Source organism: Nocardia sp. CA-119907, from assembly GCF_050955995.1.
Classification (GTDB): Bacteria; Actinomycetota; Actinomycetes; order Mycobacteriales; family Mycobacteriaceae; genus Nocardia.
This window is the reverse complement of sequence record NZ_CP192091.1, coordinates 3,252,108-3,278,114: the sequence shown is the minus strand read 5'-3', so window position 1 is coordinate 3,278,114 and position 26,007 is coordinate 3,252,108. Positions and strand designations below refer to the sequence as shown.

Sequence of the window (26,007 nt, the reverse complement as noted above, 5' to 3'; positions counted from 1 at the left end):
CGCATTGCGCTCGAAGACATCGACAAGGCCATCCGCGCACTGCGTTGAGCGGAACCGGGGCCCCTTCGCCGAATCTCGAATCCGGACCATTCACAGTCCACACCGGAGCCCTTGGTGTGCACACGGTTGCCGAACATCACGAACCTACATGCGACGAGGACCCGATTGGGGGCTCAGTGATGGATTATGGGTCACCCAGGAACGGCCACATATTGCATGAGATAGGAAAACGGTCATCCCAAAACGCTCTGACCTGAAATTTCAGAGTGGTCCCAGCTGGTTTCGAACCAGCGACCTTCCGCGTGTGAGGCGGACGCTCTCCCGCTGAGCTATGGGACCGAAGTGGTGTTCGAGCGGGGCCGGAGCGGCTGTTCGAACGAGATGGAACCTTAGCACGCATCACCGGCGTCCCACCAAATCGCCACCCCGTGGGTGCGGAATCCAGGGAGTTCGGCTACGGAGTCCTGACACGCGACGCTCGAATTCCCATGGTTCCCAGCCGAACCGATGCTTCGATCGAGCGGCGGCCGACTCGTTCACTCCGGCGAGTCGAAAGTTCCTGCGGTCCGCCACAGACCTCCGGCTGACACCTCCGCAGATCACCGGATCACCGGATCACGTCAGCCCCGATCGGCATATGCCGTCCCGACTTCTCGATACCGGACGACAGCACAATGCTGAGCCCACTCACCCGGTCGAAACCGACATCGAACCCCCGATGCGCCGTATTCAGCCCCGATCAAGCCTCCGAACAACAAGCGTGTGATTCCAGTTCGGCCCGTCCTACCAGCGGATTTGTAGGTTGCGGCGAACGTCGGCTAATGTTCTGTCTCGCACCACGGAGGGCAGCGAGCCCCCCGGAAGTGCAAATGCGGATGTAGCGCAGCTGGTAGCGCATCACCTTGCCAAGGTGAGGGTCGCGGGTTCGAATCCCGTCATCCGCTCGAGGAGTAGGGCCAGGCAATATTCAAGCCTTCCCCCTTCGCACGGTGGAGTGGCCGAGTGGTGAGGCAACGGCCTGCAAAGCCGTGCACACGGGTTCGATTCCCGTCTCCACCTCGCGCGATTAGCTCAGCGGGAGAGCGCTTCCCTGACACGGAAGAGGTCACTGGTTCAATCCCAGTATCGCGCACCACCGTCTCCGCAGGTCAGCCCCGGTTTTCACCGGGGCTGATTTTGTTGTGCCCACCGCGTGCCCAACCACCTATTCACGCGGTCTCACAACATCCGGCATTACACATCAGTGGGTTCGAACCCCTCTGCGCCCACCGAAGAAGTACGAGCTGGACACGAAGTCCTTGGATCTCCCGGCCCCGATCTACTGAGACATCTTCTGCCACAACGACGAATCGGATGACCGATGACTTGTCGAGTACCCGGTCGGTAGGGCGCCTGCATACAGGACCTCCGGAACCCCCGAATTACGAGGAACCGGGGGTTCAGCCGATCGGGAGTTTCACCACCGGATTGGCGCCCAGGTCGGTGACGTATACGTTGTTCGCCGTGTCGACCGCCACACCCTGGGGATTCTTCAGGCCGGTGAACGGCAGCGGGGTCGGCGTCGACGCGCCGGCCGCCAACATCACCACCCATTTGTTACCCCAGTCGACGACGTATACGTCTCCCGCCGGGTCGACCGCCAAACCCTGGGGATCTTTGAGCCCGGTGAACGGGAGCGGGGTCGGCGCCGACGCGCCCGCCGCCAACCTCGTCACATGCTCGGTACCCAATTCGGTGACGTATACATTGCCCGCCATGTCGACCGCCACACCATCGGGACCTTGGAGCCCCGGCAACGGCAGCGTCGTCGGCGCCGACGCGCCCGCCGCCAATTTCAGCACCCGATCATTACCTCGGTCGGCGACGTATATGTCTCCCGCCCTGTCGACCGCCACACCATGGGGATCCTTCAGGCCGGTGAACGGCAGCGGGGTCGGCGCCGACGCGCCCGCCGCCAATTTCAGCACCCGATCGTTACTCGTGTCGCTGACATATACGTTGCCCGCAGTGTCGACCGCCACATCCTGGGGATTCTTCAGGCCGGTGAACGGCAGCGGGGTCGGCGCCGACGCGCCCGCCGCCAATTTCAGCACCCGATCGCTAGCCATGTCGGTGACATATACGTTGCCCGCAGTGTCGATCGCCACACCGGTGGGCAGGCTGACGCCGGTGAACGGCAGCGGAGTCTGTGACGAGTGGGCCCCGGCGATAGGCGTGGGCGAGTTGCCACCGCCGCCTGATTCCCGTTGGACACCAATGACGACAGCTACGGCGGCCACCACCGTCACCGCGACCGCGGCGGCGAGCAGCCCGGCGGTCTTGGGCGACAATCTGATTCGCCGCCCGAGGCGCGCGGCCACGCCCCCGGTGGTGCTGACCGCGGAATCGCCCATCGCGGCGCAGGCCGCCGCGGCCAGCTCGCGCACGGTCTGGTAACGATCGCCGGGATCTTTGGCCATTCCCTTGGCGATGACCGCATCGAACGCGGTCGGTACATCGGGTGTGGTCGTGCTGGGACGCGGCGGCGGGGTGTGCAGGTGATGGGCCATCACACCCTGCATCCCCAGGGTGCTCGCAAACGGTGGCCGGCCGGTCAGGCACTCGTGCAGCACGCACGTCAACGCGTACACGTCCACTCGGGCATCGGCCTTGACCTCCGAGCCGATCTCCTCCGGCGCCATGTAGGCGACGGTGCCGATGGTCTCGCCGGTCGTCGTCAGCGTACGGTCGTCGGCGGCGTGGGCGATCCCGAAGTCGATCAGGTAGGCGAACTCATCGGCCCCGAGCAGAATGTTGGTGGGTTTGACATCGCGATGAACCAGCCCGACGTCGTGGGCCGCCTGCAGCGCGCCGGCCACCTGCGCGATGATCGTCACTGCCCGCTGCGGCGACAAGGCTCCTTCTCGCGTGATCACCTTGCGCAGGTCGGTGCCCTCGATCAAGCGCATATTCAGATAGAGCCGACCGTCGATGTCGCCGAAGTCGTGGATGGGGATCACATGCGGCTCGGTCAACTGCGCCACCGCCCGGCACTCCCGGCGGAACCGCTCGCGCAGCTGCTCGTCATCGGCGAAGCGCTCGGGCAACACCTTGAGCGCCACCACCCGGTTGGTCAGCGAATCATGTGCCCGCCACACCTGGCCCATGCCGCCCTGGCCCAGCAGCGTCAACAACCGATAGCGTCCGAACGCCTCGGCTGGCCCTGACCCCTGGGCGGTGTCCCCGCCGCGCACTGGTATGTCATCCATTGTGCCGTCCGTGACCACTTGGCTGGCTAACGGCCGTACTCGCTTACATTCCAAACCGCGCCCGCGAGCAGATAGCCCCACACTAGTCGATTCAGCCGGGCCGGACAGTTGAGAGCCGGTGCTATCGTCGGCGCGCGAACTTCCAGCCATGCTCGTGCCGGCAAGCACGCCGCACTGCCCCGCCACCGGTGCGAGTGCGCGGATCGTGCCCAGAAATCCGCGAACAAACCTGTCGCAAGTTCGGCGTACCTCTGAGCCATACGACCAACTTCGTGAAGCCGGCCGTCCAGCACCACTCGGAAGCCGGGGCATGTTGCATAAAAGCTCGGTCCGACAGCGAACCGATTGCGATGCCCGGGTGCTCGAACCACTGCATTTCCATGCCCACGTCGAGGTCTACGATCGCGCCAGACCCGACAGATCTTCCAATCTCTCGACCTGAAAGGGTCACGGACAGAACAAGTGTTGCTCGACCCGAACCGTCGGATCTTGGAGATAAAGGAAGCGGGCGCTGATGCCAGAGAGCGAGGTCCGGGACCAGGCGATCGCCGAGGCGATGGGTACCGGGATCGCCACCGTTGTCATCCCGGCGTGGTGTCCGATGGCGGATGTTCGGACTCGACGCGGCGGACCATATCGACGACGCCGGACCAGGGGCCGCCCTGGCTGATGGTGAGCACTGTTTCGGCGAGTTCGACGCAGGTGTCGTCGACGGCTTTGCGGGCGCGGTCGCGTTCGGCGGTGATGGTCGCGAACAGCAGGGCGGTGAGGGCGACCGAGCCGTTGAATGCCTGCAAGGTGATCATTTGCGCGGTGAGGTCGAGTCCGGCGAATGCGGGCCGGTCGCGCGCGACGGCGAAGATGGCGACGATCGATGCGATGAGCGCGCACGGCAGGGCTCCGGCCAGGTGGAAGCGCATGGCGGCCCAGATCAGGAACGGAAAGACCAAGAAGAGCAGATTCGCCGACACCGCCGTGGCCGCTACCGCGACGAGGAATGTCCCGACCGCAAGGACGGCCGCCTCTAGCACTCGCAACGGCGCGAGCGTCTTCGGTATGCGTGTGCGAGCGGCGACGAGGATGAGCGGCGCGATCAGCAGGACGCCCATCGCATCACCGGTCCACCACACCGACCAGGTCCCCCAGAAATTGGGCGCCGCACCGGCCACGACCAGCGTTACGCTGCCGACCGTAGCGCTGATCAGCATTGCGGCGAGGGCGCCGAGGAACACCAGTTCCAGTGCGTCGCGAACGGTGTCGAGATCGCTGCGGAACCGCACCCGTTTGAGCAATAGGTAGGCGACCACCGGGGCGACGGTGTTCCCAGCGGCGATCATCACGACGGCGGGCAGATTCGGCCCGATCAGGGCATTGACCGCCAATGCACCGATCGTGATTCCCAGCCAGGCACGCAGTCCCAGCAGGAACAGACACGCCAGCGCGACCCCGGTCGGCGGCCACAGCGGCGTGACCTGGTCGCCGACCAGCGCCATCCGCAAACCCACTTCGGCAGCCACGAAGTAGGCGACCGCCGCGACAATGATCCACAGCGCTCCGACAGCGTTACTGCGGAAACGGCCCACCGCGTCAGCTTAGAACCGATTTCCCGCGGACGATCCGCGAATATCGGCCACGGCGCGTTATGGCGACAGGCGGACGCGGACCAGCCCGGGCAACCCTGGGACTTGCTGTCGCGAACGGTCAGGACTTGCGGACTGCGCACCTGGACGGCGCTGCGGATTCCATCCGTGACGATCTCGATTCGCGGGTGTCGACATCTCGACGCCAATTCGGCACTCGACCAGCGGATGAGCCGGGTTGTCGGTGGGCGGCACTAGGCTTTGGCGCACATGTCGAGTCGGGGTCAGGGGTGCAGGGTGACGGCTAGCGAGAGCACTGGGCCGGATCGGGCCGGTGACGAGGCGGATCTCGAACTGCTCGACGATATCGCGGGGGATGTCTCGTTCGGGCTCGAGGAGATCAATGAACTGCTCGGAGAATTGATCGAGATGCGGGGAGATCGGAAGCGGCGGGATGCGGAGATCGTGGGGTTCCGGCTGGGGGTGAGTGGGGAGCCGCCGGAGACATTGGCGCGGATCGGGGCGCGCTACGACCTGTCACGGGATCGGATCCGGCAGTTGCACACCCGGGCGGTGGCGCAGATCCTGCGGGAAGCGCAGTTGAGTGGGCATCGGGCGGCAGGGGTGTTCGCGGACCGGTATCCGGTCGGGACGCGCGATCAGCAGTTGGTGCGGGCATTGCTGGTGGAGACGTATGCGACCGATACCGATCTGGCGGCCAATGAGTTGTCCTATCTGAAGCTGCGGTTGGCGGGGCATGCGGGTGCGGATGCGAAGCGGATCGCCGGATTCGTCATGCAGCGGATCATGGCGTGGCAGAAGAAGACGAATCGGCGATTGGCGAAGCTGCACAATGCGGAGCCATTGGCGACCGGCGAGCTGAATTCCTGGCTGACCCAGGTCGATTGGCCGGGCTCCGCAAACGGCCCCGCTCCCCTGCCGATCGAATCGGCGCGCACCGTCGACGGGGATGACGAGGGACGCGGGCGGTTCTACCTGAGCAAGGTCGGGCGCGATATCGGGTTCGACTCCGCGCTGGAGGCTCGGCTGCTGCGGACGGTGAACGCGAGCGATCTGGTCGAGACATTCCAGGAGCAGCCGAGTGCGGTCAGCTATGAAATCGACGGCGCGCAACGGATCTTTCACCCCAGCATCGCGGCTCGGCTGGCCGATGGCCGGGTGATCCTGATCGATGTCGAGCCGCTGGGACACATCGGCTTCCATATCAATCGGATCAAGTCCGCGGCGGGCCGCGCGCACGCGCATGCCAACGGGTGGGGTTGGCTCGGCTGGACCGGCAGCCGGACCGGAATCCCAGATCTCCTGCGGCGCAAGGTGGATGCACAGTCCGAAAGCCGACTGTGGGAGCTCGTCGAGCGCGGACCGGTCCATTGGCCCGCATTGCAGCAACTGCGCGGAGAGGTCGAATTCGAACTGCTCGACCTCATCGCACTGGTATTGCGCAACGAATGGCGTTGGGACCGTGCGCCGTTCCGTTTGACCGGTCGTCACTGACACTCCGCCACGGGCGGCGCGTCGACCTGCCCCGCCTCAGCGCACGAACATCGCCCCGGCCACGAACGTGACGATCAGCATCATCGCGCAGTAGGTGATCAGCTGCCAGTGACCGATCGTCTTCTCCAAGCTGGAGATATTGGCGCGCAGCGAGGTATCGATGCGGTGATGGTCGTCGAGCTTGCGCTTGACCTCGGCCAGCGAATCCGCGTGTTCCTGTGCGGACTCCTCGGCGCGTTCCAGGCGGGTGGCGAGCTTCATGATCTGCTTCTGCTTGTCCCGCACGGATTTTCGGGACAACGCCAGGGTGGTGCGTTGGTTGACCAGCTCCTGGCGCTGCCGGGCGATGACGCTGGCCTGCGTCCTGGTGTGGCGTTCCCAGTCGGTCACGGTGGCCCATCCTCCTGTCATCACATCGCGGTAGCCCCACGCGATCTCGCCGCGCACCCAGCCGTACAGGAAGTCGCGCAGCTCATAAGGTTCGCGGCGCGGCACGACGACCGCGCTGTTCGAGGCATCCAACATCCCCGATTCGGTCCGGTAGTCGCAGGCGGGTGGCGCGAAATCCGCGATGCCGAGCGCGGGCAGATGCGTGACCCAGTAACCGGACGGGCACAGCCACAGCACGCCCTCGCAGCCGGAGGAGCGCAGCCGGGCCGTGTGGTGCTGGGCCGATTCCCGATCCAGCGGCCCGGTGCGGACCTCGATGGCGAACTGCCGTTCACCGCTGCGCCACAGCACGTCCACCGGGATATCGCCAACCCGGCGGTCCACCTCGGCGGCATCCGCGCCGTACGCGGAGAGTCTGCCGCAGAGCCAATATTTCAGCCGCTGGATATCCCATTGCGCGGCGGCACATTCCGGACATGTGCAGCCGTATCCCGCACTCCCCGCCGATCTGCCGATCGCGGGTGTGCCATCGTCGGTCCGGGTGTCCGTGACGCGACTGTCCGCCAATCCCAATTCGGCGAGCATCGCCCGACGCCCGCACGCCCGCTCGACGCGCTGCTTCGTTCTCACGCGACCACACCCCTGCCCAAAACCACCGCAGATCAGGCGACCTACGCCATAGATCAAGAGTGCGCCAGCTTTGGCGCGCCCGCTAGCCCCTATACCCCGCGCTCGGGTGCGCCACAACCCAGGAACCGCCCGCGACCAGCCGATGTGCGCTGTCTCACAAGCGATTTCGGTGCGACACATGAGAGCATTGCCACAGTTATTTCGATTGATTGATAGTTGCGGCCATTCCTGGGCGCGGTGGGACACTCCGCGAAAACGGACCGACGCCCGCCGAACGGAGAGACGAAAGCCGCTGCGCAATCGGACGAATGCCGCACCGGGCGGGCACCGCCGGTACTCGAACCACGTACCTACCGATCGACGGATAGAATCGGCCCGCCACGAGCTGAGTTCGGGGCGATACCTGCGGCGTGAGCGATGGGGCCGGGAGGCGGTAGCTTGCGTTGACCACGGAGGACCCGGGAGCGCCGCAATAGACGGGGAAGAAGGTATGGGATGGACCACGACGAGCAGAGCGGCGAATCGATCGGCGCTATGTTGTCGAGTCTCGCGATGACACTACGTGAGGTGAGCAATAAGCTCGACGCGGTCGCCGCCCACGTGGACGACGACCGCAACCTGGCCGGACGCCTGGCCAAGTTGGAGGCATGGGCGTTCCGTACGGGGGAGGATGTTTCCAAGATCGGGTCGCGATTGGAGCAGGTCGAGACCGGTGCCGACGAATCGGGCGAACCCGCACCGGGCAGCCGCCCCGAGCCGGTGCCCGCGAACCGTGAACGGCGCGAACCGATTCCGTCGCGCCGGGACCGCCTCGGACATGTCAATGGGCGCGCCGACCACCACGAAACCGTCACCGCTCGAAACCAGACCACAACCGGATCCGACGCGGTGACCGGGCGCAACGAACGCCTGGACGCCGCGACCACACATATCGAACGCCTCGACACCACAACCGGAGGCAGTCCGCGCCTGAGCGCCACGACCACGAACAACGACGCCGCGACCGGAAGCAACGAGCGCCTGGACGCCGTGACCGGCCGCAACGAACGCCTCGCCGCGCCGCACGAAACCGCGTCCCGCCCCGCACGGACCGAATTCACCGCGCCGATAGCCCGCAACGAACGCCTCGAACCCTTCGGTCCCGCAACACCGAGCGAGCCGCTCTCCCTCCCCGCGCGGACCCCACAGCCCGTGCCGCCCGCCGTCCCTCCGACCTACCGCAGCGAACCCCTTTCCACACCCGCCAACCGCACCGAATGGCTCGATTCGGCCACACCGGCCGATCTCACCGAACCGGCCGCACCCAGCTACACCAACCGCCTCGAGCCTTCGACCGCCAGCGACCGGCTGGACTACGGCTCGATCGGCTCGAGTAACGGCCGCCTCGAACCGCTAACCTCCCCACCCCGCAATGGCTACGAATCCCCCACTCCCCGCCTCGATTCCGGCATGACCGCCCCCCGCGCCGAGGACAGCGGCGCACTCACCCCGGGCGCCCACCACGCCAGCACCGGCGAGGACACCTCGCACGTCGACAAACTGCAAGCGATGCTCGACGAACTCAAGCGCAACCCGAACGGCCCGTTCGGCCGCCCCGAACCGAGCACCACCTCCGGCAACGAACTCCCCGGCGTGGATCCGAATTTCGCCGTCCGCACCGAGGGCTGAGCGCCGCCGCATCTGTCCCGCACATCGGCGCGCAGCCGACCGCACCGCTCGCCGCGACAGCATGCCCTCGAGAGCGCATACCGGTCTGTGCGGTTCCGGCCCACTTCCTCGCCGTCACTGCCACACCTCACGGCACGTGCTCTACGCCGGTATGACGGGCTATGCGGCGGGAAAGGCGCAGTGGGTGTGCCCCGCCCTAGATAGACGGCTGTAGCGCGGTGAGAGTGGTCCGGATCAACTCGCGCAGCCAACGATGACCGTTGTCGGCGGTATTGCGCGGATGCCATGCCATTGCGATCGCGACTTCGGGCAGTGGGAGGGGAATTTCGAAGGCGGATAGGCCCAATGCGGTACGGGTCGTCGCGGTGAGGGCCGCGGGGACGGGGCAGATGAGGTCGCCGGAGCGGACCGCCAGTAGTGCGGCGGTCAGGCTGGGGACGGTGGCCACTACGCGGCGGGTGCGGCCGTGCAGGGCCAGGCGGTCATCGATCGGGCCGCGGGCGCGGCCGCGGCGCGAGATGCCGAGGTGGGGGGCCGCGGCGAAACGCGCCACCGTGACGCGGTCGGTGATCAAGGGATGGTCCGGTGCGGCTACGCCGATCACACGGTCGCGCAGTACGCGTTGGACGGTGATCTCCGGATCGGTGTGCTCGATGACGCCGACCTCGATATCGACACGGCCGTCGCGGAGTGCGGCGGTGCCTTCCGAACTGTCCGAGAGCAAGTGCAGCGTCACACCGGGCGCCTGTGCGCGGACGGCGGCGAGCAGCGGCGCTGTCAACTCATCGAGCACCATGTCGTCGGCCTGCACGGCGAAACCGCGCTTCAGCGTAATCGGGTCGAGCGCACCGCGCGGGGTGAGCAGCGTCCGGCTCTGTTCGACCAGAACACTCACCTCATAACGCAATTCGAGCGCGCGCGGCGTGGGCACCAGGGTGCGGCCCGAGCGCACCAGCAGCGGATCGCCGAGCACGCGACGCAGCCGGCCCAGTGTCCGGCTCATCGCGGGCGCCGACGTGCGCAGCCGCTCGGCAGCCTGCGTGACGCTATTGGTCTCCAGCAGCGCATCCAGAGCAACCAGCAGATTCATATCGACCGCGTCCACTCCTGGATTATCCAGAATGAAATGACCGATAGCCAACATTGCGTTGGCGATAATCCGTCGCGGCTCCCGCCATTGACCAAGACTGCCCGATCCTCGAACTCTCCCTCGGTAGGACGACACGTCCAGGTCCACACTCGCGGTACTCAATGAGAGCGGTCACACTCTGAACCGGGTCAGCCTCGAAACGCACACTCGCACTGAGCAAATCGACGGACGGTCACGAACTGAGGTTCGGCCCCACGCCCCAGCCGCTGTCCGTCGGCCATACCGTCACCGGTTCGCGCACGAGACCATGAGCCACGAGACCACCATCGTCGCCCATGCGGTCATAGGCGTCAGCGGTATCGCACCTGAACACGCACCGCCCCACTGCGATCCGACACCGCGACCGGACTGCCGCACATCACCGTCGGGGAAGATCCAGACGGTTCCGGCGCATTCCTGGCAATCGACCTTGGCAGCCGGGCGGAAGAATCTCGGCCGCCACCGCACTACACAGCGGGCGGCCGCCGCTCACAACGGAAAGGGTCGTCCATGACGGAACCCTCACGATTCGTGAGCACCCCCCGCCGTCAGGATGATCGATGCCGAAATGCATGCAGCGCGACCGGTCCTACACCTTCACAACCTCACGGTGTGTGCTGCTCCGCGGAAACCTGTGGTGCCGGATTCGGCGCCGAAATCACCACCGGCCCCTTCGATCGATCCGCGAGCCCGCGATATGAGGACGGCCGGATCGTGCGGAACCATTGCGCCGCGCGGGTTCTGCGCGGCAGGCGGAACTTCAAGTCGGCGAGCATCTCGTCGAGGTTGTGAATGGAGAACGGGGTAATGGCGGTGCCGTGCGCATGGTGGCCGCCGGTGCGTTCGGCCATCCAGCGCAGCCGCTCATCGACCTGCCCGGCCATCTCCTCCTGGGTCGGCAGCGCCAGACGCTCTTGCAGCAGAGCGGCGGTCCAATGCGCGCCGACCTCGGCGCTCAGCGCGCTGACAACCGAGGAGTTGTAGCCGACGAAGCTCAGATTGGGGACACCGATGGGCAGGATCTGCCGGTACAGCCGGAAATTGCCGTCGTCGTCGGTGAGCTGACGCTGCACATACGGGGTCAGGAACGGCACCCGCTGATGGAATCCGGTGGCGCAGATGACGATGTCGGCCTGCAGAGTCGTGCCATTGGACAGTCGCACGGCCGGGCCCTGCTGGTCGGCGAACATCTCGGTGATGGTGCTGTCACGGTGCACCGTGATCAGCCCCATCCCGACCCTCTCGAAGAAATCCTCGGTGACCAGGCTGATCGTGCTCTGGGCAATTTCCTCGAAGCGCCCATCGGGTACCAGACCGAGTTCGCGCAGATGCGACTTCTTGGTCGCGAGTTCCTGGACCACATCGAAGTTGCTGTCGCGGAAGGTGTACCCGGGGCCGTGCAGGAACCGCTCGATCCTGTTGAGCTGCTGATAGCGGAAGTGCGCCTCCCCGAACCGAGTCAGCATCATGCGCTCGAAGGTCAGCCCACGGGCCAGCTTGCGCGGCATCTTCCACATCAGCCTGCGGGCGACCACATTCGTCGAGGCTGCGACATGGCTGATGGCCTCGGCGATATCGCAGGCCGACTTGCCATAGCCGACCACCACCACCGATTTGCCGCGCGCCCACTCGACATCGAGGAACTCCGAGGCGTGGCCGATCTGCCCGCCCGCCTGCCGGAACCGGTCGACTCCGGCGAAGTCGGGCACCGCGGGCTCATTGAACACACCGTTGGCGATGACCAGATGATCGCAGGAAGTGCGGTGGACGCCGACGTGGTCGCGGATCTCGAGCAGCCAGCCGCTGTCCACCGGATCGGCGGCGACCACTTCGGTGCCCAGGCGCAGGCTCTCACCGAAGCCGTGATGACGCACATACCCGTCGAGGTATTCCTGCATCTGCTGCCCGTCGGGCACGCGCGGATAGTCCTCGGGCATCGGGAAGTCCGAGAAGTGATAGGTGTGTTTGCTGTTCTGTGCGCGCAGGCCGGGATACCGGCGCGTCGCACTCCACACTCCACCGACGTCCGGCGTCCGGTCGAATACCTCGACCGGAAAACCCTCCTGGCGCAACACCTTCGCGCAGGCGAGGCCTGCGATGCCCGCACCTACGATCGCGATGCGGTTCCCGCTCGTCATGGGACGGAGATTACGTCGCTCGCGCGAATGCGGCAAAGCCTCGGTGCGATTTCACGAACCTTAACGGGGGGTGACTAGAATCCTGGCCTTGCCTCGCGGGACGGTGGTGATATTGCGCACCCGCCCACGTTCGGGTTTCGCCCCCGCTGGCGCGTCCAGGCGGTACCGGGACAGGATCTCGCGCAGCACGGTGGTGCCCTCCATCAGCGAGAATCCCGCGCCCAGGCAGCGGCGCACCCCGCCGCCGAAGGGCAGCCAGGTATTCGGTTCGACCTCGCCGTCGAGGAAGCGTGACGGACGGAAGGTCCAGGTGTCGGGATAGTTCTGCGGGCTGCGGTGCGCCAAGAGGATCGAGCAGCTGACCACGGTGCCCGCGGGCAGGTCCCAGCCGCCGATGGTCATATCCCTGGTGAGTTTGCGGACCGCGCCCGGTATGACCGTGCGCATCCGCATCGCCTCCTTCACGACCGCCTCGAGCGCCTTGTCGTCCTCGGCGCGGACCGCTTGGTGGGCCTCGCGCTGTACCTCCGGGTTGACGGAGAGCTCGTACAGTGCCCAGGACAGCGCCGCCGCGGTGGTCTCGTGACCGGCGAGCAGCAGGGTGATGAGTTGGTCGCGCAGTTCGGCGTCGGTCAGCGGTGGTTCGTCGTCGGAATCTCCGCCCGCCTGCAGCAGCCTCGATAGGACATCGGTGCGTTCGGCGAGGTCGGACGCGGTGCGCCGGGCCGCGATCTCGGCGTAGAGCAGGTCATCGATGGCGGCCATATTGTCGTGGAAGGACTTCCACGGCGGGTACTTCTGCAGCGTGGGCTTCATCAGCCCGATGTACTGCAGCGGGCCGATGGTGACGATGCGGCCCAGACGCGGTGCGAGCGAGGCGCGCGTGCGCTCGTCGGTGACTCCGAAGACCACGCGCATGATCACCTCGAGGGTGAGCGCGTTCATCCGGTCCAGGGTGATCACCGTCGAACCGGGCCGCCAGCGGTCGACCTCCGCGGCCGCGATTTCCGCGACCAGATCTCGATAGCCGCGCAGTGCCGCGCCATTGAATGCGGGCATGAGCAACCGGCGCGCCCTGGCGTGTTCGGCCTCATCGGTCATCAGCACCGAATGTTGACCCATGATCGGGCCGAGGATCTGGTTGCCTTCGCCCGCATGGAGATCGCGCGGGTCGCCCGCGAAGATCTCCTTGATGTGCTCCGGACGGGTGAATACGACGAGATTGTCCGCGAACGGCGGTACGTGCACCGAGAACACGTCACCGTAGCGCCGCCGCAGCGGCGGCAGCATCTGCGCGCGGTTGCGGATGTAGAGCAAACCCTGCAGCAGCGCCGGGATCGGTGGGCCGGGTGGATAGGCCACAGTCTTCGTCTCCTCCGCATCCGGCGCCGGACGCATCATTGCGCCCGGTTCTATGCAATGTTCCATAGTTTCCGGGCGCGACGGAAGACCCTGGGGCACAGCGCCTGATCAACGCAGGGCGGGCGCACCCGCCAATTCGACGGGAAGATCGTACAGACCGCGGATGAGCATGCTCTCCCGCCAGCGCAATTCCCCGCCGTCGGCGGCCAGTCGCAGGTCCGGACACCGCTCGACCAACCGCGTGATGGCGATGCGTGCCTCCAGCCGGGCCAGACCAGCGCCGAGGCAGTAGTGGATGCCGTGACCGAAGGCCAGATGGCCGGAGGCGGGGCGCCGCGGATCGAAGTCGGCGGCGGCGTCGAAGTGCCGTTCGTCGTGGTTGGCCGACCCCAGTGCGACGAGTACCAGTTCGTCGGCGGGAATTTCGGTATCGCCCAGGGTGATCGGGGCGGTGGTGTAGCGCAGGGTCGCGACGTTCACCGGGCCGTCGTAGCGCAACATCTCCTCGATCAACGCGGGCACGTCCTCCGGATTGCCGTGCAGCGCTCGGTAGCGCGCCGGATCCGATAGGAGGGTGAGCACGGTATTGCCGATCAGATTCACCGTGGTCTCATGGCCTGCGACCAGGATGAGGAACACCATCGAGGTCAGTTCGTCGTCGGTGAGGCGATCACCATCGGCTTTGGCGGCGATCAGGTCCGAGACGAGGTCCTCGCCCAAACCCTCGGCGCGGCGGCGTGCGATCAACCGCTCGAAGTAATCGGCGATGGCCGCGGTCGCGTGCCGCATCTCCTCGTGTGTGGCGGTCGATGGTTCGACGATGATGCGCGACCATTCCCGGAACTCCGCGCGATCGGCCACCGGAACGCCGAGCAGTTCACAGATGACGGTGATGGGCAGCGGAAACGCATACTCCGACAACAGATCCACGCGACCGCCGTCCGCCGCCATCCGGTCGAGCAGTTCGTCGGCGATCGCGAGTACGCGCGGTGCGAGCGCTTCGATCCGAGCCGGTGCGAATGCGGGCGTGACCAGTCGGCGCAGCCGCGCGTGTCCGGGCGGATCGGTATTCAGCAGGTGGTAGCTGAGGCGGGTATTCACCGCACCGGCGTCACCGGCGGGTAGGCCCCTGGCCCTGCGACTGGCCTCGGTGTGCGGGTCCTTGCGGATGGCCGGATGGCGCAATACCTCGCGCGCGGCATCCAGGTCCACCACCAGCCAGGCGCGAACGCCGGTGTTCAACTGGATGGCGTGTACGGGGCCTTCGGCGCGAAGCTCCGCATAGAAGGCATACGGTGTACGAAAGAAGTCCTGCGGCAGCTGTCTCATTCGATCGACCTTTTCCGGTTCGCGAGTTGTCTTGCGCCCCTTCGATAGTGGCACGCGATACCGACCTCGACCACCCGCGCGCCATCGGCAGCGGCCGTATCCGGCCAAAGGGATGACCGTCGTCGGTCCGTCGCGCGCGCCGCGTCCGACCAAAGGATGACCGTGGCCACTTCGCTCGGCACGACGGCGGCCGGGCCGATACTCTCCGCGAATGGGACCGATTTCTCCTGTTCTGCGCGGTGCCCGGATCGCGAATTCGTTCGCATTCGGGTTGCAGGGCTTCTTCTTCGCCGTCGTACTCACCGAACTGCCCCAGCAGAAGGATCGCTTCGGACTCTCCGACGGTCTGATCGCCGGTTCGGTGGTCCTGGTGTCGATCCTGGCCGGCGTGGGCAGCGTGGCGGCCGAGCAGGTGGCCACGCGCTGGTCGAGCCGGGTCACAGTGCGGATCGGACTGCTCGGGATCACGGTCACCGGATGCGCGATCGCGATGGCGCCGAATACGCCTGTCCTGCTGAGCACGCTCGGGCTCTACGGGATCGCGGTCGGCATTGTCGACGCGAGCACGAATATGCAGGGCGTATTCATCCAGCACGGGTACGGGACATTCATTCTGTCCTCGTTCTACGCGGTGTGGAGCGCCGGATCGATCATCGGCGCGCTGTTCGTCTCCACCTGCGAGGCCCTGGATGTCACGCTCCGCGAATCGCTGCTGACGGCGGCGGGGCTGGTTCTCGTGGTCGGATCGGTGATCGGTCCGCGCCTGCTCGGCACGCAGGAGGCCGAGGCCGGTCCCGCCGAGATGGCCGAGAGCGAATCCGGAGCATCCGGAATGGTTCCGCTGCGCAAGTACCTCGCCTTCGGCATCGCGGCCTCACTCGTGTTCGCGATCGACCTCGCCGTCAGCAACTGGTCGGCGTTGTATCTGAAGGAAGATCTGCTGGCCAGTTCGTCCACCGCGGCGCTGGCGCTGGCCGTCTATCAGTGCGCGTCACTGACCGCGCGACTCTCCGGGGATCTCTGGGTGCGGCGGCTCGGCGGACGCCGCGTGGTGCGCGTCGCTGGCACGATCGGCGTGCTCGGGCTGGCCGTCGCGGTCGCCGCGCCAGGACCTGCGGTCGCGATCGCGGGGTTCCTGGTCGGCGGCTTCGGTACCGGCGTTGTCGCGCCACTGTGCTTCAGCGAGGCCGGACAGCTGACCAGCGGACGCCAGCTCGACGCCCTCATCGCGCGCCTGAACCTGTTCAACTATGCGGGCACACTCGTCGGGGGCGGGCTGGTCGGCGCCATTGCCGCCGGGTTCGGACACCGGATCGGATTCGTGATCCCTGTCCTGTTCATGGCAATCGTTATCGGACTCGCACGGGTATTCCATTCCCGTTCCGAACCGGATGAACTTTCCGCGTCGAGCGAAGGCCATGCTGTACTGGACACATGAGCAACATCCCAGTCACCGTCGACCGGGCCGGATTATGGGACGCCGAGGCGCTCAGCGACGTTGCGGCCGCGACCTTTCCGCTCGCCTGCCCGCCACACGCCACCCCGGACGATATCGAGATCTTCATCAGCGAGGTGCTCTCCGGTGAACGCTTCGGCGAGTATCTGACCGACCCCACCCGCGTCGTGCTGAAGGCGGTCACGAACGGCGATATCGTCGGCTACGCGATGTTGCACTACGGCGATCCGGCCGATCCCGAGGTCGCCGAGGCGGTCGACCTGCGGCCGGTCGTGGAGATCAGCAAAATGTACGTGCTGCCGGGCCATCACGGGGCGGGGGTGTCGAAGGCACTGATGAATGCCGCGCTCGAGCGAGGGCGCGAAGACGGTGTGGCCGGGGTGTGGCTCGGCGTGAACCAGGAAAACGTGCGCGCCCAGCGGTTCTACCGCAAGCACGGGTTCGAGCCGGTCGGCACCAAGACCTTCCCGGTCGGCAGCCAGTTGCATCACGACTTCGTCATGCGGCTGGTTTTCTGAGCCGCATCAGTGCACGAATTCGACCAGGGCCGCATGGAAGGCCGGATCGACCACGGCCATCAGATGATCACCGGGGACCACCCGCAACGTGCCGTCGGGTAGCGCCGCCGCGAGCCGCTCCGGCTCGGCCGCGAACGGGTCCTTATCCCCCGCCAGCACCAAGCTCGGCATCGTGATGTCGGCCAGTGATTCGATCGGCTCCTCGTCCAGGCCGGTCGTGACCGCCTCGATGGCTTCACGATCGGCGCGCACCGCGTCGGCGAGAATCCGGAACATCATCGCGATCGGCGGCGCGCCAGCGCCATCACCACGCATGGCGGTGCGCAGGTCGTCGATATTTATGACGCGCCGGTCGACGCCGCCGCAGTCCAGCACCCCGGAGCCGATGCCGCCGACCGCGAGTTTCGCCACCCGCGGATCCGTGCCCGCCACCAGCAGCGAGATGATCGCGCCCATCGAATAGCCGACCTGCACAACGCGATCGAAGCCGAGTTCGTCGTAGAGCGCGCTGACATCGCGCGCCATCCCGGCCCACGTGTATCGGGCCGCGTCGTGTGGCTTGTCGGAACGGCCGTGCCCACGTGCGTCCAGCGAGACCACGGTGCGCCCGGAGGCCTGCAGCGCGCCGACCACCCCGGTGCCCATCCAGTTGGCATTCGTATCGGCGACCACCCCGTGCTGCAAAACCACCGGAGTGCCTTCGCCCTCCCACACGCGGTAGTTGAGCTCCAGTCCGTCCCAGGTCTTGAACTTCGTCATGTCCGGATCGTAGTGGTGCCGATCCGTGGGTTGACAGTTCTACTTGTTCAGCATTTACTGAACTTATCAGTCTTTACGAAACATGCAGGACTTGCGAACCTCTCGAAGGGAGCACCATGACCACCGCCGCGATCCGCACCGAGGGCCTGACCAAGCACTACGGCAAGCATGTCGCACTCACCGGCCTGAACCTGGAGGTCGGCCAGGGCGAGGTGTTCGGGTTTCTCGGCCCCAACGGTGCAGGCAAGTCCACCACCATCCGCATCCTGCTGGATCTGATCCGGCCCACCGCGGGCCGCGTGGCGGTGTTCGGTATCGAGCCACGGGTCGGCGGTGCGCAACTGCGCAAGCGCATCGGCTACCTGCCGGGCGAACTCGAGATCGAGGGCCGCAATACCGCGCGCGAATTGCTCGGATTCCTGGCCGATCTGCGCGGCACCGTCACCCCGAAGCGGATCACCGAACTCGCCGAACTGCTCGATCTCGACCTGTCCAAGAAGGTCGGTGCGATGTCCAAGGGCAATAAGCAAAAGGTCGGCATCATCGCCGCCTTCATGCACCATCCGGACCTGCTGATCCTCGACGAACCCACCTCCGGCCTGGATCCGCTACTGCAGCAACGCTTTCTGGATCTGGTCGCCGAGGCCAAGCGGAACGGGCAGACGGTGTTCATGTCCTCGCACATTCTCAGCGAGGTACAGCAGAGCGCGGATCGCGCGGTCATCATGCGCGCGGGCCAGCTGCTCGGCACCGAGAATGTCGAGGATCTGCGTCGGCGTTCGCCGCGCTCGGTCGAATTGGTATTCGGCGAGAACGTTTTCGCCGACGACTTCGCCAAGCTGCCCGGCGTGCGCGACCTGACCGTCGAGGGAACTACCGTGCGCTGCACCACCGAGGGCGAGGTAGACGGTCTGTTCAAGATGGCCGCGAAGTACCCGCTGGTCAGCGTGCTGTCCACCGAACCGGATCTCGAGCAGATCTTCTTCAGCCGCTACGGCCGCTGATCGGCACCTGAATCGTTTATCGCACAGGAGAATTCGTCATGACTCGTTCGGTCTTCACTCAGACGTTGCGGGAGCAGCGGCGCGGCCTGATCGGCTGGTCGATCGGCTTCGCCATCGTCCCGATGATGTATCTGCCCTCCTACCGATCGCTGAAGGAGCAGGGCTCGCTCGATATCGAGCAGAACAGGATGTACGAAGCCATGGGCATCAGCGATTTCGCCAGCGCCAGTGGGTATCTGAACGCGACGGTGTACTCGTTGATGGGGCTGCTGCTGATGCTCATCTTCGCGGTCACCTTCGCCAGCCGTTCGGTGGCGCAGGAGGAGAACGGGATGCTGGATCTCCTTCTCGCACAGCCGATCAACCGCGTGAACCTGCTACTGCAGCGGTTCGCCGCGCTGGCCGTGCAGACCGCGATCGCCACCACCGTGCTCACCGTGAGCGTCGTCGCGGGAGCCGATAGGGGCGGGCTGGACGTACCCACCGGCAATATCCTGGCCGCCAGTGCGGGGCTCGGCTTGCTGGCACTGGTCATCGGCACGATCACGCTGCTGGCCGGCGCGGCGACCGGAAAGCGTTCGGTGACACTGGGTTCGGCGTCGCTGGTCGCGGTGGCGGGCTACCTGGCCAATAATCTCGGCGGTGACTTCGTTCGCAAGCTGTCGCCCTTCTACTGGGCCAATGGCGGCATGCCGCTGGTGACCGGCTGGAACGGCCTCCACTTGGCGGTGCTGGTCATTGCGGCCGTCGTCGCCCTGGCGCTGGCGCTGAGCGCCTTCGATCGCCGCGATCTGGCGGTCTGACCGACCCGAACGGGGCGGACCGACACGGTCCGCCCGTTTACCGCTATCCACGTTGTGGAAGGGATACTTCTCCGATGGGCACCACCGACAACGAGCAGACCACCGCGCCGACCGCGCAACAGCTGGCATTCGTGGAGGATTTCGCGCTCGTACTCGAGCGGATGGGCCTGGTCCGGATGACGGGTCGGGCCGCGGGGTGGTTGCTGGTCAGCGATCCGCCGGAACAGACCTTCGGCCAGATCGCCGAGGCACTGCAGGCGTCCAAGGGTTCCATCTCCTCCGCATTGAAGACGCTGGTCACCATGCGCTGGGTGGACAAGATCTCCAAACCGGGCGACCGCAAGGACTACTACTCGATCCGGCCGGGGATTCTGCCGGAGCTGACCCGCCAGCAGAGCGGGATGTACACCGATCTCACCAATATGACCGCACGCGGGCTCGCACTCTTCGACGACCCGAATGGTGAAGACGCCGCACGGGTTCGGGATATGCACGAGTTCTTCGTGTGGATGGGCAAGGAGCTGCCCGCATTGATCGATCGGTGGTACGCGGACCATCCGTCCTGAGCCGTCGCAGCCGACCGGCCGCGCCCGAAATCGGCTGTGCGACAGCCCGAATCAGGCGAGCAGCTTCGCCTGCAATGCGGCGACCTCAGCGGCCGAGAGTTCCAGTCCGTCGCGGACGTAGTTGTCGAAGCTCCCGTAGGTCCGGTTCGCCTGGTCGAAGGCGGCATCCAGCCACGCGGCCGAGACACCGTTGAGCGGATCGTTCGGGCTGGCGTTGCGGTACTGGTTGGACAACAGGTAGTCCTGCGTCACGGTGTCGCGGTCGACGCCGAGGATCGTCAGCAGGACCGCGGCGGTCCAGCCGGTGCGGTCCTTGCCGGCGGTGCAGTGGAACAGGACGGCACCGTCGGTGTCGATGATGTCGCGCAGCACTGCGGCGAAGGCCTGATTCGCCCCGGGCGCGGTGATGAATGCCCGATACAGGTCGTCGCCGCCGGTGAGCGTGGTGATCAGGGTCTGCGGCGGGGCCTGGCCGATGACATCGGCCCAGTTGGCCACCGCACCCGTGGGGAGGCGGTCCGCCCCGATGGTGCGCTCGTAGACGGTGCGCAGGTCGTCGACGACCCGTACCTGACGCTCGCTCAATACGGCTAGATCGGCCGGAGTCGCGTTATTGAGCTGGCCGGTGCGGTAGACCAGCCCCGTACGCACCCAGCGGCCGTCGGTGGTGCGGTAGCCGCCCGCGTCGCGGCCGTTCTGTACGCCCTGCAGATTCAGCGAACGGTCGAAGGTGACCGCGTCGGCGGCACCTACCGGATCGGCCGGTGCGACGCCTGCCACCGGCCCGAAGGCCACGGTGAGACCGGCGGCCAGTGCCACCGGGACGCGAAGGGTACGACGGACCATGACGGTGCTCCGATCATCGGATGTAGGACTACTCCCCCGAACCCCCGAGGCCAGCGACTACGCCGCGACCTCGAAACGCGACAGCGCCAGCAGACGGGAAATCGCACGCAGGTACTTCTTGCGATACCCACCGTCGAGCATCTCCTTGGAGAAGATCTCGTCCAGCTTCGCACCGGAAACGGTCACCGGAACGCTCGCGTCGTAGAGCCGGTCGGCCAGCACGACGATCCGCAGCGCGACGGCCTGATCGGTCACCGGATGCACATTCGAGATGTACACCGACGACACCCCGGAGATCAGCGCACCGTACTTGGACGGGTGCAGCGTACTCAGGTGCTTCAGCAGCGCGTCGAACTCGTCGAGCGTGGCCCCCGCTGTGGCAGCGGCCCGCTCGGTGAGCAGTTCGGGCGAGGTGGGTTCGGGCGCGGGCGGCAGATCGCGGTGCCGGTAGTCCGGACCATCGACGCGCACGGCCTCGAAGATCGAGCCGAGCTTCTTGATCTCGCGCAGGAAGTCCTGGGCGGCGAAGCGGCCCTCGCCCAGTTGGCCGGGCAGGGTGTTGGAGGTGGCGGCGATCGAGACGCCGCGCGCGGACAGCTCGGTCAGCAGCCGCGAGACCAGCATGGTGTCGCCCGGATCGTCGAGTTCGAATTCGTCGATGCACAGCACGCTGTTCGCCGCGAGCCGGTCGAGGGCATTGTTGAAGCCAAGTGCGCCAACGAGATTGGTGAGTTCACCGAACGTGCCGAAGGACTTCGGCGCGGGGGCGCTGTGGAAGATGGAGGCGAGCAGGTGGGTCTTGCCGACGCCGAAACCGCCGTCTAGGTAGAGCCCGGCACCGCTGATCTGTTTCTTCTTGCCGAACAGACTCTTCTTATTGGCCGCCTGGTGGATCTTGGCGACCTGCCCGGCGAACTCCTCGGCCTTGCGGACCGCGGCCGCCTGGCTCGGCTCCTTCGGGTCCGGAATGTAGGAGGCGAAACTGACCTCGTCGAACATGGGCGGTGGCACCATCTGGGCGACCAACTGGTCCGCCGGAACCTCCGGATGGCGATCGACAAGGCGTTCTTGCATGGACGAAGCCTAATGACGTGGTGTGATCTTCTTTCATGCAGCGTATCCACAATGCGATCCAGCTCACAGGACTGAGCCGCGACGACCTAGCGGACCTGTATGCCTACCCCACCGATCCCCAGGTTCCTTGGGTCCGGGTCAATTTCGTTGCCAGCATCGACGGATCCGCCACCAGCGGCGATCTCTCCGAGGGACTCGGCACCCCCGCCGACAAGACCGTCTTCACGATCCTGCGCGAACTGGCCGATGTGATCGTGGTCGGCGCCGGTACCGCGCGTGCGGAGAACTACGGTGGCGCGCGGATCGATCCGCAACTGCGGCGCGCCCACTACGACCGCGGTATCGGCGGCCATCGGGACGGCGCACCGCCACCGATCGCGGTGGTCACCGCGAGCGCCGCGCTGGAGCCGAGCGCGCGGCTGTTCACCGATACCGCCGTACCACCATTGATCATCACGACCCGCGCCGCGCCAGCGGATCGCAAACAACAACTCGCCGATGCCGGCGCGCGGGTCATCGAGGTCGGCGGCGTCGCGATCACCCCGCAGGGACTGCTCGGCGCACTGGCCGACCTCGGACTGCGGCGTGTGCTGTGCGAGGGCGGACCGCATCTGTTCGGTGAGCTGCTGGAGGCGGACGCGGTCGACGAACTGTGCCTCACCACCGCGCCGGTGCTCGTGGGCGGTACGGCCCGACGAATATCGCTGTCCGCGCACGAGTTCCGCATGCCCATGGTGCGCAGGCACATCCTCCTCGACGACGACGGCACGATGCTGACTCGTTGGACCCGCCGATGATTTCGGTGGCAGCCGAACGCACCGCCCACGCGACACCTGCTCATGGGCAGTCGTGCCGGCCGCGCTGCACCGCATCTACGCCTGCTTTGTGAAACAACCGCACGAACCTGGCAGGCTGTAGCGCATGCACTGGACTCGGGCCGTCGTGCTGGCCGCGACACTCTCGATCATGATCGCCGGATGCGGTGCGGGCCCTTCCGATCGCCCCGGCGTTGCCGTCGAGCGTGCGCCCCAGGGTGGTGCTGGCCCGCACCCGACCACGGCTATCGCGCCGCCACCGGAGGCCGGGGTCCCCAAGACCGATCTGACCTGGCGCGATTGCACCACGCCGACGCTCGATCTACTCGGTCTCGGCCCCGCGCCGTCCGGTCTGGTGCTGGACTGCGCCGAATACACCACACCGATCGACTCGACCGGCGGTGTGCTCGGCAACTTCCGCACCGGCGCCATGCGGGCCCGGCTGCCGCAGACCCCGACCGATGTCGCGCCGCTGGTCATCACCTCCGGTGCGGACCGGTCCTCCACTGCAACGCTGGCCGGGCTCGTGGTCGGCGCGGGTAACGGGCTGCTGGCCAGTCGCCCGATCGTCGCGGTGGACCGGCGTGGTCTCGGCACCTCGCAGCCGATCGACTGCATGCCGATCGATGCGCGACGCGGCCTGGCCGATAACGGGCAATTCGGGCCCGGTGCAAGCGATCTTGTGGACGCGGTGACCGGATTCAGCCAGGACGCCACCATCGCCTGTCGCGACTTCCTGCAGCCCTATGAGGGCACCTTCGACGCACCGCACGCCGCCGACGACATCGAACAGCTGCGCAGGCAGTGGCAGGTGGACCGGATCGACCTGCTCGGCTCCGGCAACGGCGCGAAGGTCGCGCTCAGCTACGCGCGCAAGTTCGGCGACCATCTGGCGCGCCTGGTCCTCGATTCGCCGGAGGCCGTCGGGACCGACGCGGTCACCCGCACCGAACAGCACGTCCAGGGCGCGGAGGCGGCGGTAACGGCATTCGCCCAGCGCTGCACCGGAATCGGCTGCTCACTCGGCCCCGATCCGCGCGCCGCGATCATCGATCTCGTGCGCAAGGCGGGCAGCGGCGGACTCGGTGATATCTCGGCGAACGCGCTGCTGACCGGGCTGTCCGGATTCCTCGCCGGTCCGCGCGACCAATCCGCGCGGATCGCCGAACTGGCCGATGCGCTCTCGGCGGCCGGGCGCGGCGATCGCGGACCGCTCGGGACGCTGATCCAGCGCGAATCCGCCGCCACCGCGGCCGACGGCCAGTTCGTCAACCGCTGCACCGATAACCAGCTGCCGCCGAGCCCGACCAAGGCCAAGGAGCTCGCGGACACCTGGGGCGCGAAATATCCGGTGTTCGGCAGATCGGCCGCGATCGGCATGATGGCCTGTGTCGCCTGGCCGGTCAGTGCCGCGCCGCCGCTGCCGGAGAAGCTGGACCTGCCCGTCCTCATCCTCGGCGGGGTCGCGGATCCGCTGGTCGGCGACGGCGGCCAGGCCTCGGTCACCGGTGCGCTCGGCGCCGCTGGCGCACGGAAGGCCGCGATCACCTGGCAGGGTTGGGGACATCCGGTTTTCGCCCATTCCGGTTGTGCGCAACGGGCTCTCGTCGATTACCTGAAGGAGGCCAAGCTCCCCGCCGACGGCACCGCGTGCCCGGCATGAGCGAGCCGGGCATCGGCACAGCCCACTAGGGAAAATGACGAAGCCGAGGGATAGGGGCATGGTCATGATCCCCTAACGTCGGCGCGCCAGGTAGGTCCAGGCAACCGTCGCGAGCGGATCCGGTGTACCGTGCCCCAGTGTTACTTCGACAGCTCGAGCCTCGCACCGCTCGCACCACCGCCGAGGTGATCAAGTTCGCACTCTGGCCGCTCGCGGTCATGACTGTGCTCAACCGGGTCTTCATCAAGGCCGTCAACGGGTTCATCACCGATGACTTCAAACCGGTCTACAACGCCTCGCTGGCGTTCCTCAATCACCGGCCGGTCTACACCGCGAACTACGATCTGGTGGATCCGCACTATCTGTATCCACCGAGCGGCACCCTGCTGATCGCGCCGCTGGCGCTGATCGACCCGGAGAAATCGCGCTGGTGCTTCATCCTGTTGAACGCCGCCGCCATCATCCTGGCCTGGTATCTGCTGCTCAAGCTGTTCAAGTTCACCCTCTCCTCGATGGCGGCGCCGATCCTGCTGCTGGCCATGTTCAGCTCCGAAACCGTCATCAACACACTGGTTTTCACCAATGTGAACGGATGCGTGCTGCTGGCCGAGGTGGTCTTCATCATGCTGCTGCTCACGCGGCGGGATCTGTGGGCCGGTGCGATATTGGGCTTGAGCATCGCGGTGAAACCGACGCTGGCGCCGCTGGTGTTGATCGCGGCGGCCCGTGGGCAGTGGAAGGTCTTCTACACCGCCATCGGTGTGCCGCTGGCGCTGACCGCGATCGCTTGGCCGCTGTCGGCCGATCCGGACAAATTCTTCACCAGGACCGCGCGCTACCTGTCCGATCCGCGCGACTACTTCAACAGCGCGATCGTCGGCAATGCCGCGTACTACGGGTTGCCGCTGTGGCTGACCTGGGGCATCCGCATTCTGATGGGCGTACTGGTGCTCATCTCGCTGTGGCTGCTGTACCGCTACTACCGCGACGATGAGCTGTTCTTCGTGGCCACCGCCTCCGGCGTGCTGATGACCGCGGAGTTCCTGCTCAACTCGCTCGGGCAGATGTACTACTCGATGATGCTGTTCCCGCTGCTGATGTCGGTGGTGCTGCGCAATTCGGTCATGCGGAACTGGCCCGCGTGGCTGGCGGTATTCGGATTCATGTCCTACGACAAGTGGCTCTCCGACCGCTGGCAGGGGCTGGGGCGCAACGTGGAATACCTGCGGATCACCTTCGGCTGGGGCCTGCTGCTGATCGTCATCGCCTGCGTGCTGGGCGACCGGTACCTGGCGGCGCGGCGCGAAGGTCGGCTGCAGTTCGGGATCGATCCGGAGTGGATGCGATCGCCGGAGTCACCGGATGCGGTCGTAGCGGCGCCGCACCGGGTGGCGGCGGATTCGGCTGCGCACGTGGATACCGCGGACGACGACCCGATCGTGAACGGCCGGGAGACCGAGGAGTCCGAATTGCGAGGCGAACCGCAGGCGAGCGCGGTGAAGTAGCGAACAGCG

Annotated in this window: 20 protein-coding genes and 4 tRNA genes; 13 read left to right on the top strand and 11 right to left on the bottom strand. The window is 66.3% G+C overall.

The window, feature by feature from the left end; all coding sequences use genetic code 11:
• Positions 1-267 precede the first annotated feature (267 nt).
• Positions 268-339, bottom strand: a tRNA-Val gene (locus tag ACQP2D_RS14470).
• Between the two features lie 532 nt (positions 340-871).
• Between ACQP2D_RS14470 and ACQP2D_RS14465 the strand changes: the two genes are divergently transcribed.
• The 3 genes from ACQP2D_RS14465 to ACQP2D_RS14455 all read left to right on the top strand — a co-directional run bounded on the left by ACQP2D_RS14465 (position 872) and on the right by ACQP2D_RS14455 (position 1,135).
• Positions 872-944: transfer RNA gene (locus tag ACQP2D_RS14465), tRNA-Gly, on the top strand.
• Between the two features lie 44 nt (positions 945-988).
• Positions 989-1,059, top strand: a tRNA-Cys gene (locus tag ACQP2D_RS14460).
• Between the two features lies 1 nt (position 1,060).
• Positions 1,061-1,135 (top strand) — tRNA-Val (locus ACQP2D_RS14455).
• A 304-nt stretch (positions 1,136-1,439) separates the two neighbouring features.
• Here the strand turns inward: ACQP2D_RS14455 and ACQP2D_RS14450 are convergent.
• Positions 1,440-3,248 carry a serine/threonine-protein kinase PknD gene (locus ACQP2D_RS14450; protein ID WP_433684210.1) on the bottom strand — a complete coding sequence of 603 codons (1,809 nt, stop codon included), beginning with the start codon at positions 3,246-3,248 and terminating at the stop codon, positions 1,440-1,442.
• Positions 3,249-3,829: 581 nt separating this feature from the next.
• A complete protein-coding gene (locus ACQP2D_RS14445; RefSeq protein ID WP_433684209.1) occupies positions 3,830-4,831 on the bottom strand; it encodes an MASE1 domain-containing protein in 1,002 nt (333 codons plus the stop codon).
• Between the two features lie 294 nt (positions 4,832-5,125).
• On the opposite strand from ACQP2D_RS14445, the gene ACQP2D_RS14440 reads away from it, so the two are divergent.
• Positions 5,126-6,343, top strand: coding sequence for a sigma factor-like helix-turn-helix DNA-binding protein (locus ACQP2D_RS14440; protein ID WP_433684208.1), 1,218 nt, complete (start codon positions 5,126-5,128; stop codon positions 6,341-6,343).
• Between the two features lie 36 nt (positions 6,344-6,379).
• Here ACQP2D_RS14440 and ACQP2D_RS14435 read toward each other — a convergent pair whose 3' ends face one another.
• A complete protein-coding gene (locus ACQP2D_RS14435; RefSeq protein WP_433684207.1) occupies positions 6,380-7,363 on the bottom strand; it encodes a hypothetical protein in 984 nt (327 codons plus the stop codon).
• Between the two features lie 495 nt (positions 7,364-7,858).
• Between ACQP2D_RS14435 and ACQP2D_RS14430 the strand changes: the two genes are divergently transcribed.
• Positions 7,859-9,031, top strand: a complete 1,173-nt coding sequence (locus tag ACQP2D_RS14430; protein ID WP_433684206.1) for a hypothetical protein — start codon at positions 7,859-7,861, stop codon at positions 9,029-9,031.
• Positions 9,032-9,227: 196 nt separating this feature from the next.
• Here ACQP2D_RS14430 and ACQP2D_RS14425 read toward each other — a convergent pair whose 3' ends face one another.
• The 4 genes from ACQP2D_RS14425 to ACQP2D_RS14410 all read right to left on the bottom strand — a co-directional run bounded on the left by ACQP2D_RS14425 (position 9,228) and on the right by ACQP2D_RS14410 (position 14,989).
• Positions 9,228-10,136: a LysR family transcriptional regulator gene (locus ACQP2D_RS14425; RefSeq protein ID WP_433684205.1), complete on the bottom strand. Its 909-nt coding sequence runs from the start codon at positions 10,134-10,136 to the stop codon at positions 9,228-9,230.
• 629 nt (positions 10,137-10,765) lie between these two features.
• Positions 10,766-12,298 (bottom strand): flavin-containing monooxygenase, encoded by a 1,533-nt coding sequence (locus ACQP2D_RS14420; protein WP_433684203.1) that lies wholly within the window; start codon positions 12,296-12,298, stop codon positions 10,766-10,768.
• A gap of 60 nt (positions 12,299-12,358) precedes the next feature.
• Positions 12,359-13,696 carry a cytochrome P450 gene (locus ACQP2D_RS14415; RefSeq protein WP_433685654.1) on the bottom strand — a complete coding sequence of 446 codons (1,338 nt, stop codon included), beginning with the start codon at positions 13,694-13,696 and terminating at the stop codon, positions 12,359-12,361.
• A gap of 72 nt (positions 13,697-13,768) precedes the next feature.
• Positions 13,769-14,989, bottom strand: coding sequence for a cytochrome P450 family protein (locus ACQP2D_RS14410; RefSeq protein ID WP_433684202.1), 1,221 nt, complete (start codon positions 14,987-14,989; stop codon positions 13,769-13,771).
• Between the two features lie 211 nt (positions 14,990-15,200).
• Between ACQP2D_RS14410 and ACQP2D_RS14405 the strand changes: the two genes are divergently transcribed.
• Both ACQP2D_RS14405 and ACQP2D_RS14400 read left to right on the top strand, forming a co-directional pair.
• A complete protein-coding gene (locus ACQP2D_RS14405; RefSeq protein WP_433684201.1) occupies positions 15,201-16,427 on the top strand; it encodes an MFS transporter in 1,227 nt (408 codons plus the stop codon).
• Positions 16,424-16,963 (top strand): GNAT family N-acetyltransferase, encoded by a 540-nt coding sequence (locus ACQP2D_RS14400; RefSeq protein WP_433684200.1) that lies wholly within the window; start codon positions 16,424-16,426, stop codon positions 16,961-16,963. Before ACQP2D_RS14405 ends, ACQP2D_RS14400 begins: the two co-directional genes overlap by 4 nt.
• A 6-nt stretch (positions 16,964-16,969) precedes the next feature.
• On the opposite strand, the gene ACQP2D_RS14395 is transcribed toward ACQP2D_RS14400, so the two are convergent.
• Positions 16,970-17,722 (bottom strand): alpha/beta fold hydrolase, encoded by a 753-nt coding sequence (locus ACQP2D_RS14395; protein ID WP_433684198.1) that lies wholly within the window; start codon positions 17,720-17,722, stop codon positions 16,970-16,972.
• Positions 17,723-17,838: 116 nt separating this feature from the next.
• On the opposite strand from ACQP2D_RS14395, the gene ACQP2D_RS14390 reads away from it, so the two are divergent.
• From ACQP2D_RS14390 to ACQP2D_RS14380, 3 genes are all read left to right on the top strand, one after another.
• The gene (locus ACQP2D_RS14390) at positions 17,839-18,726 is read left to right on the top strand and encodes an ABC transporter ATP-binding protein (protein WP_433684197.1); all 888 of its coding nucleotides are present in this window, start codon (positions 17,839-17,841) and stop codon (positions 18,724-18,726) included.
• A gap of 38 nt (positions 18,727-18,764) precedes the next feature.
• Complete coding sequence (locus ACQP2D_RS14385) at positions 18,765-19,529, top strand: ABC transporter permease subunit (RefSeq protein ID WP_433684195.1); 765 nt, start codon at positions 18,765-18,767, stop codon at positions 19,527-19,529.
• A gap of 74 nt (positions 19,530-19,603) precedes the next feature.
• Positions 19,604-20,095 carry a GbsR/MarR family transcriptional regulator gene (locus ACQP2D_RS14380; protein WP_433684194.1) on the top strand — a complete coding sequence of 164 codons (492 nt, stop codon included), beginning with the start codon at positions 19,604-19,606 and terminating at the stop codon, positions 20,093-20,095.
• Between the two features lie 51 nt (positions 20,096-20,146).
• On the opposite strand, the gene ACQP2D_RS14375 is transcribed toward ACQP2D_RS14380, so the two are convergent.
• Both ACQP2D_RS14375 and zapE read right to left on the bottom strand, forming a co-directional pair.
• A complete protein-coding gene (locus ACQP2D_RS14375) occupies positions 20,147-20,941 on the bottom strand; it encodes a tyrosine-protein phosphatase (RefSeq protein ID WP_433684193.1) in 795 nt (264 codons plus the stop codon).
• Between the two features lie 57 nt (positions 20,942-20,998).
• Positions 20,999-22,015, bottom strand: a complete 1,017-nt coding sequence (gene zapE / locus ACQP2D_RS14370) for a cell division protein ZapE (RefSeq protein WP_433684192.1) — start codon at positions 22,013-22,015, stop codon at positions 20,999-21,001.
• A 35-nt stretch (positions 22,016-22,050) separates the two neighbouring features.
• On the opposite strand from zapE, the gene ACQP2D_RS14365 reads away from it, so the two are divergent.
• From ACQP2D_RS14365 to ACQP2D_RS14355, 3 genes are all read left to right on the top strand, one after another.
• Positions 22,051-22,812 carry a pyrimidine reductase family protein gene (locus tag ACQP2D_RS14365; RefSeq protein ID WP_433684191.1) on the top strand — a complete coding sequence of 254 codons (762 nt, stop codon included), beginning with the start codon at positions 22,051-22,053 and terminating at the stop codon, positions 22,810-22,812.
• Positions 22,813-22,936: 124 nt separating this feature from the next.
• Positions 22,937-24,493, top strand: a complete 1,557-nt coding sequence (locus ACQP2D_RS14360; RefSeq protein ID WP_433684190.1) for an alpha/beta hydrolase — start codon at positions 22,937-22,939, stop codon at positions 24,491-24,493.
• A 137-nt stretch (positions 24,494-24,630) separates the two neighbouring features.
• Complete coding sequence (locus tag ACQP2D_RS14355; protein WP_433684189.1) at positions 24,631-25,998, top strand: glycosyltransferase family 87 protein; 1,368 nt, start codon at positions 24,631-24,633, stop codon at positions 25,996-25,998.
• Positions 25,999-26,007 lie beyond the last annotated feature (9 nt).

Bases quoted from the DNA above. Each gene is read 5' to 3' on its own strand.
- ACQP2D_RS14450 (WP_433684210.1), bottom strand. From the start codon at position 3,248: ATGGATGACATACCAGTGCGCGGCGGGGACACCGCCCAGGGGTCAGGG.
- ACQP2D_RS14430 (WP_433684206.1), top strand. From the start codon at position 7,859: ATGGACCACGACGAGCAGAGCGGCGAATCGATCGGCGCTATGTTGTCG.
- ACQP2D_RS14420 (WP_433684203.1), bottom strand. From the start codon at position 12,298: ATGACGAGCGGGAACCGCATCGCGATCGTAGGTGCGGGCATCGCAGGC.
- ACQP2D_RS14415 (WP_433685654.1), bottom strand. From the start codon at position 13,696: ATGCGTCCGGCGCCGGATGCGGAGGAGACGAAGACTGTGGCCTATCCA.
- ACQP2D_RS14410 (WP_433684202.1), bottom strand. From the start codon at position 14,989: ATGAGACAGCTGCCGCAGGACTTCTTTCGTACACCGTATGCCTTCTAT.
- ACQP2D_RS14405 (WP_433684201.1), top strand. From the start codon at position 15,201: ATGGGACCGATTTCTCCTGTTCTGCGCGGTGCCCGGATCGCGAATTCG.
- ACQP2D_RS14400 (WP_433684200.1), top strand. From the start codon at position 16,424: ATGAGCAACATCCCAGTCACCGTCGACCGGGCCGGATTATGGGACGCC.
- ACQP2D_RS14395 (WP_433684198.1), bottom strand. From the start codon at position 17,722: ATGACGAAGTTCAAGACCTGGGACGGACTGGAGCTCAACTACCGCGTG.
- ACQP2D_RS14390 (WP_433684197.1), top strand. From the start codon at position 17,839: ATGACCACCGCCGCGATCCGCACCGAGGGCCTGACCAAGCACTACGGC.
- ACQP2D_RS14385 (WP_433684195.1), top strand. From the start codon at position 18,765: ATGACTCGTTCGGTCTTCACTCAGACGTTGCGGGAGCAGCGGCGCGGC.
- ACQP2D_RS14380 (WP_433684194.1), top strand. From the start codon at position 19,604: ATGGGCACCACCGACAACGAGCAGACCACCGCGCCGACCGCGCAACAG.
- ACQP2D_RS14375 (WP_433684193.1), bottom strand. From the start codon at position 20,941: ATGGTCCGTCGTACCCTTCGCGTCCCGGTGGCACTGGCCGCCGGTCTC.
- zapE (WP_433684192.1), bottom strand. From the start codon at position 22,015: ATGCAAGAACGCCTTGTCGATCGCCATCCGGAGGTTCCGGCGGACCAG.
- ACQP2D_RS14365 (WP_433684191.1), top strand. From the start codon at position 22,051: ATGCAGCGTATCCACAATGCGATCCAGCTCACAGGACTGAGCCGCGAC.
- ACQP2D_RS14360 (WP_433684190.1), top strand. From the start codon at position 22,937: ATGCACTGGACTCGGGCCGTCGTGCTGGCCGCGACACTCTCGATCATG.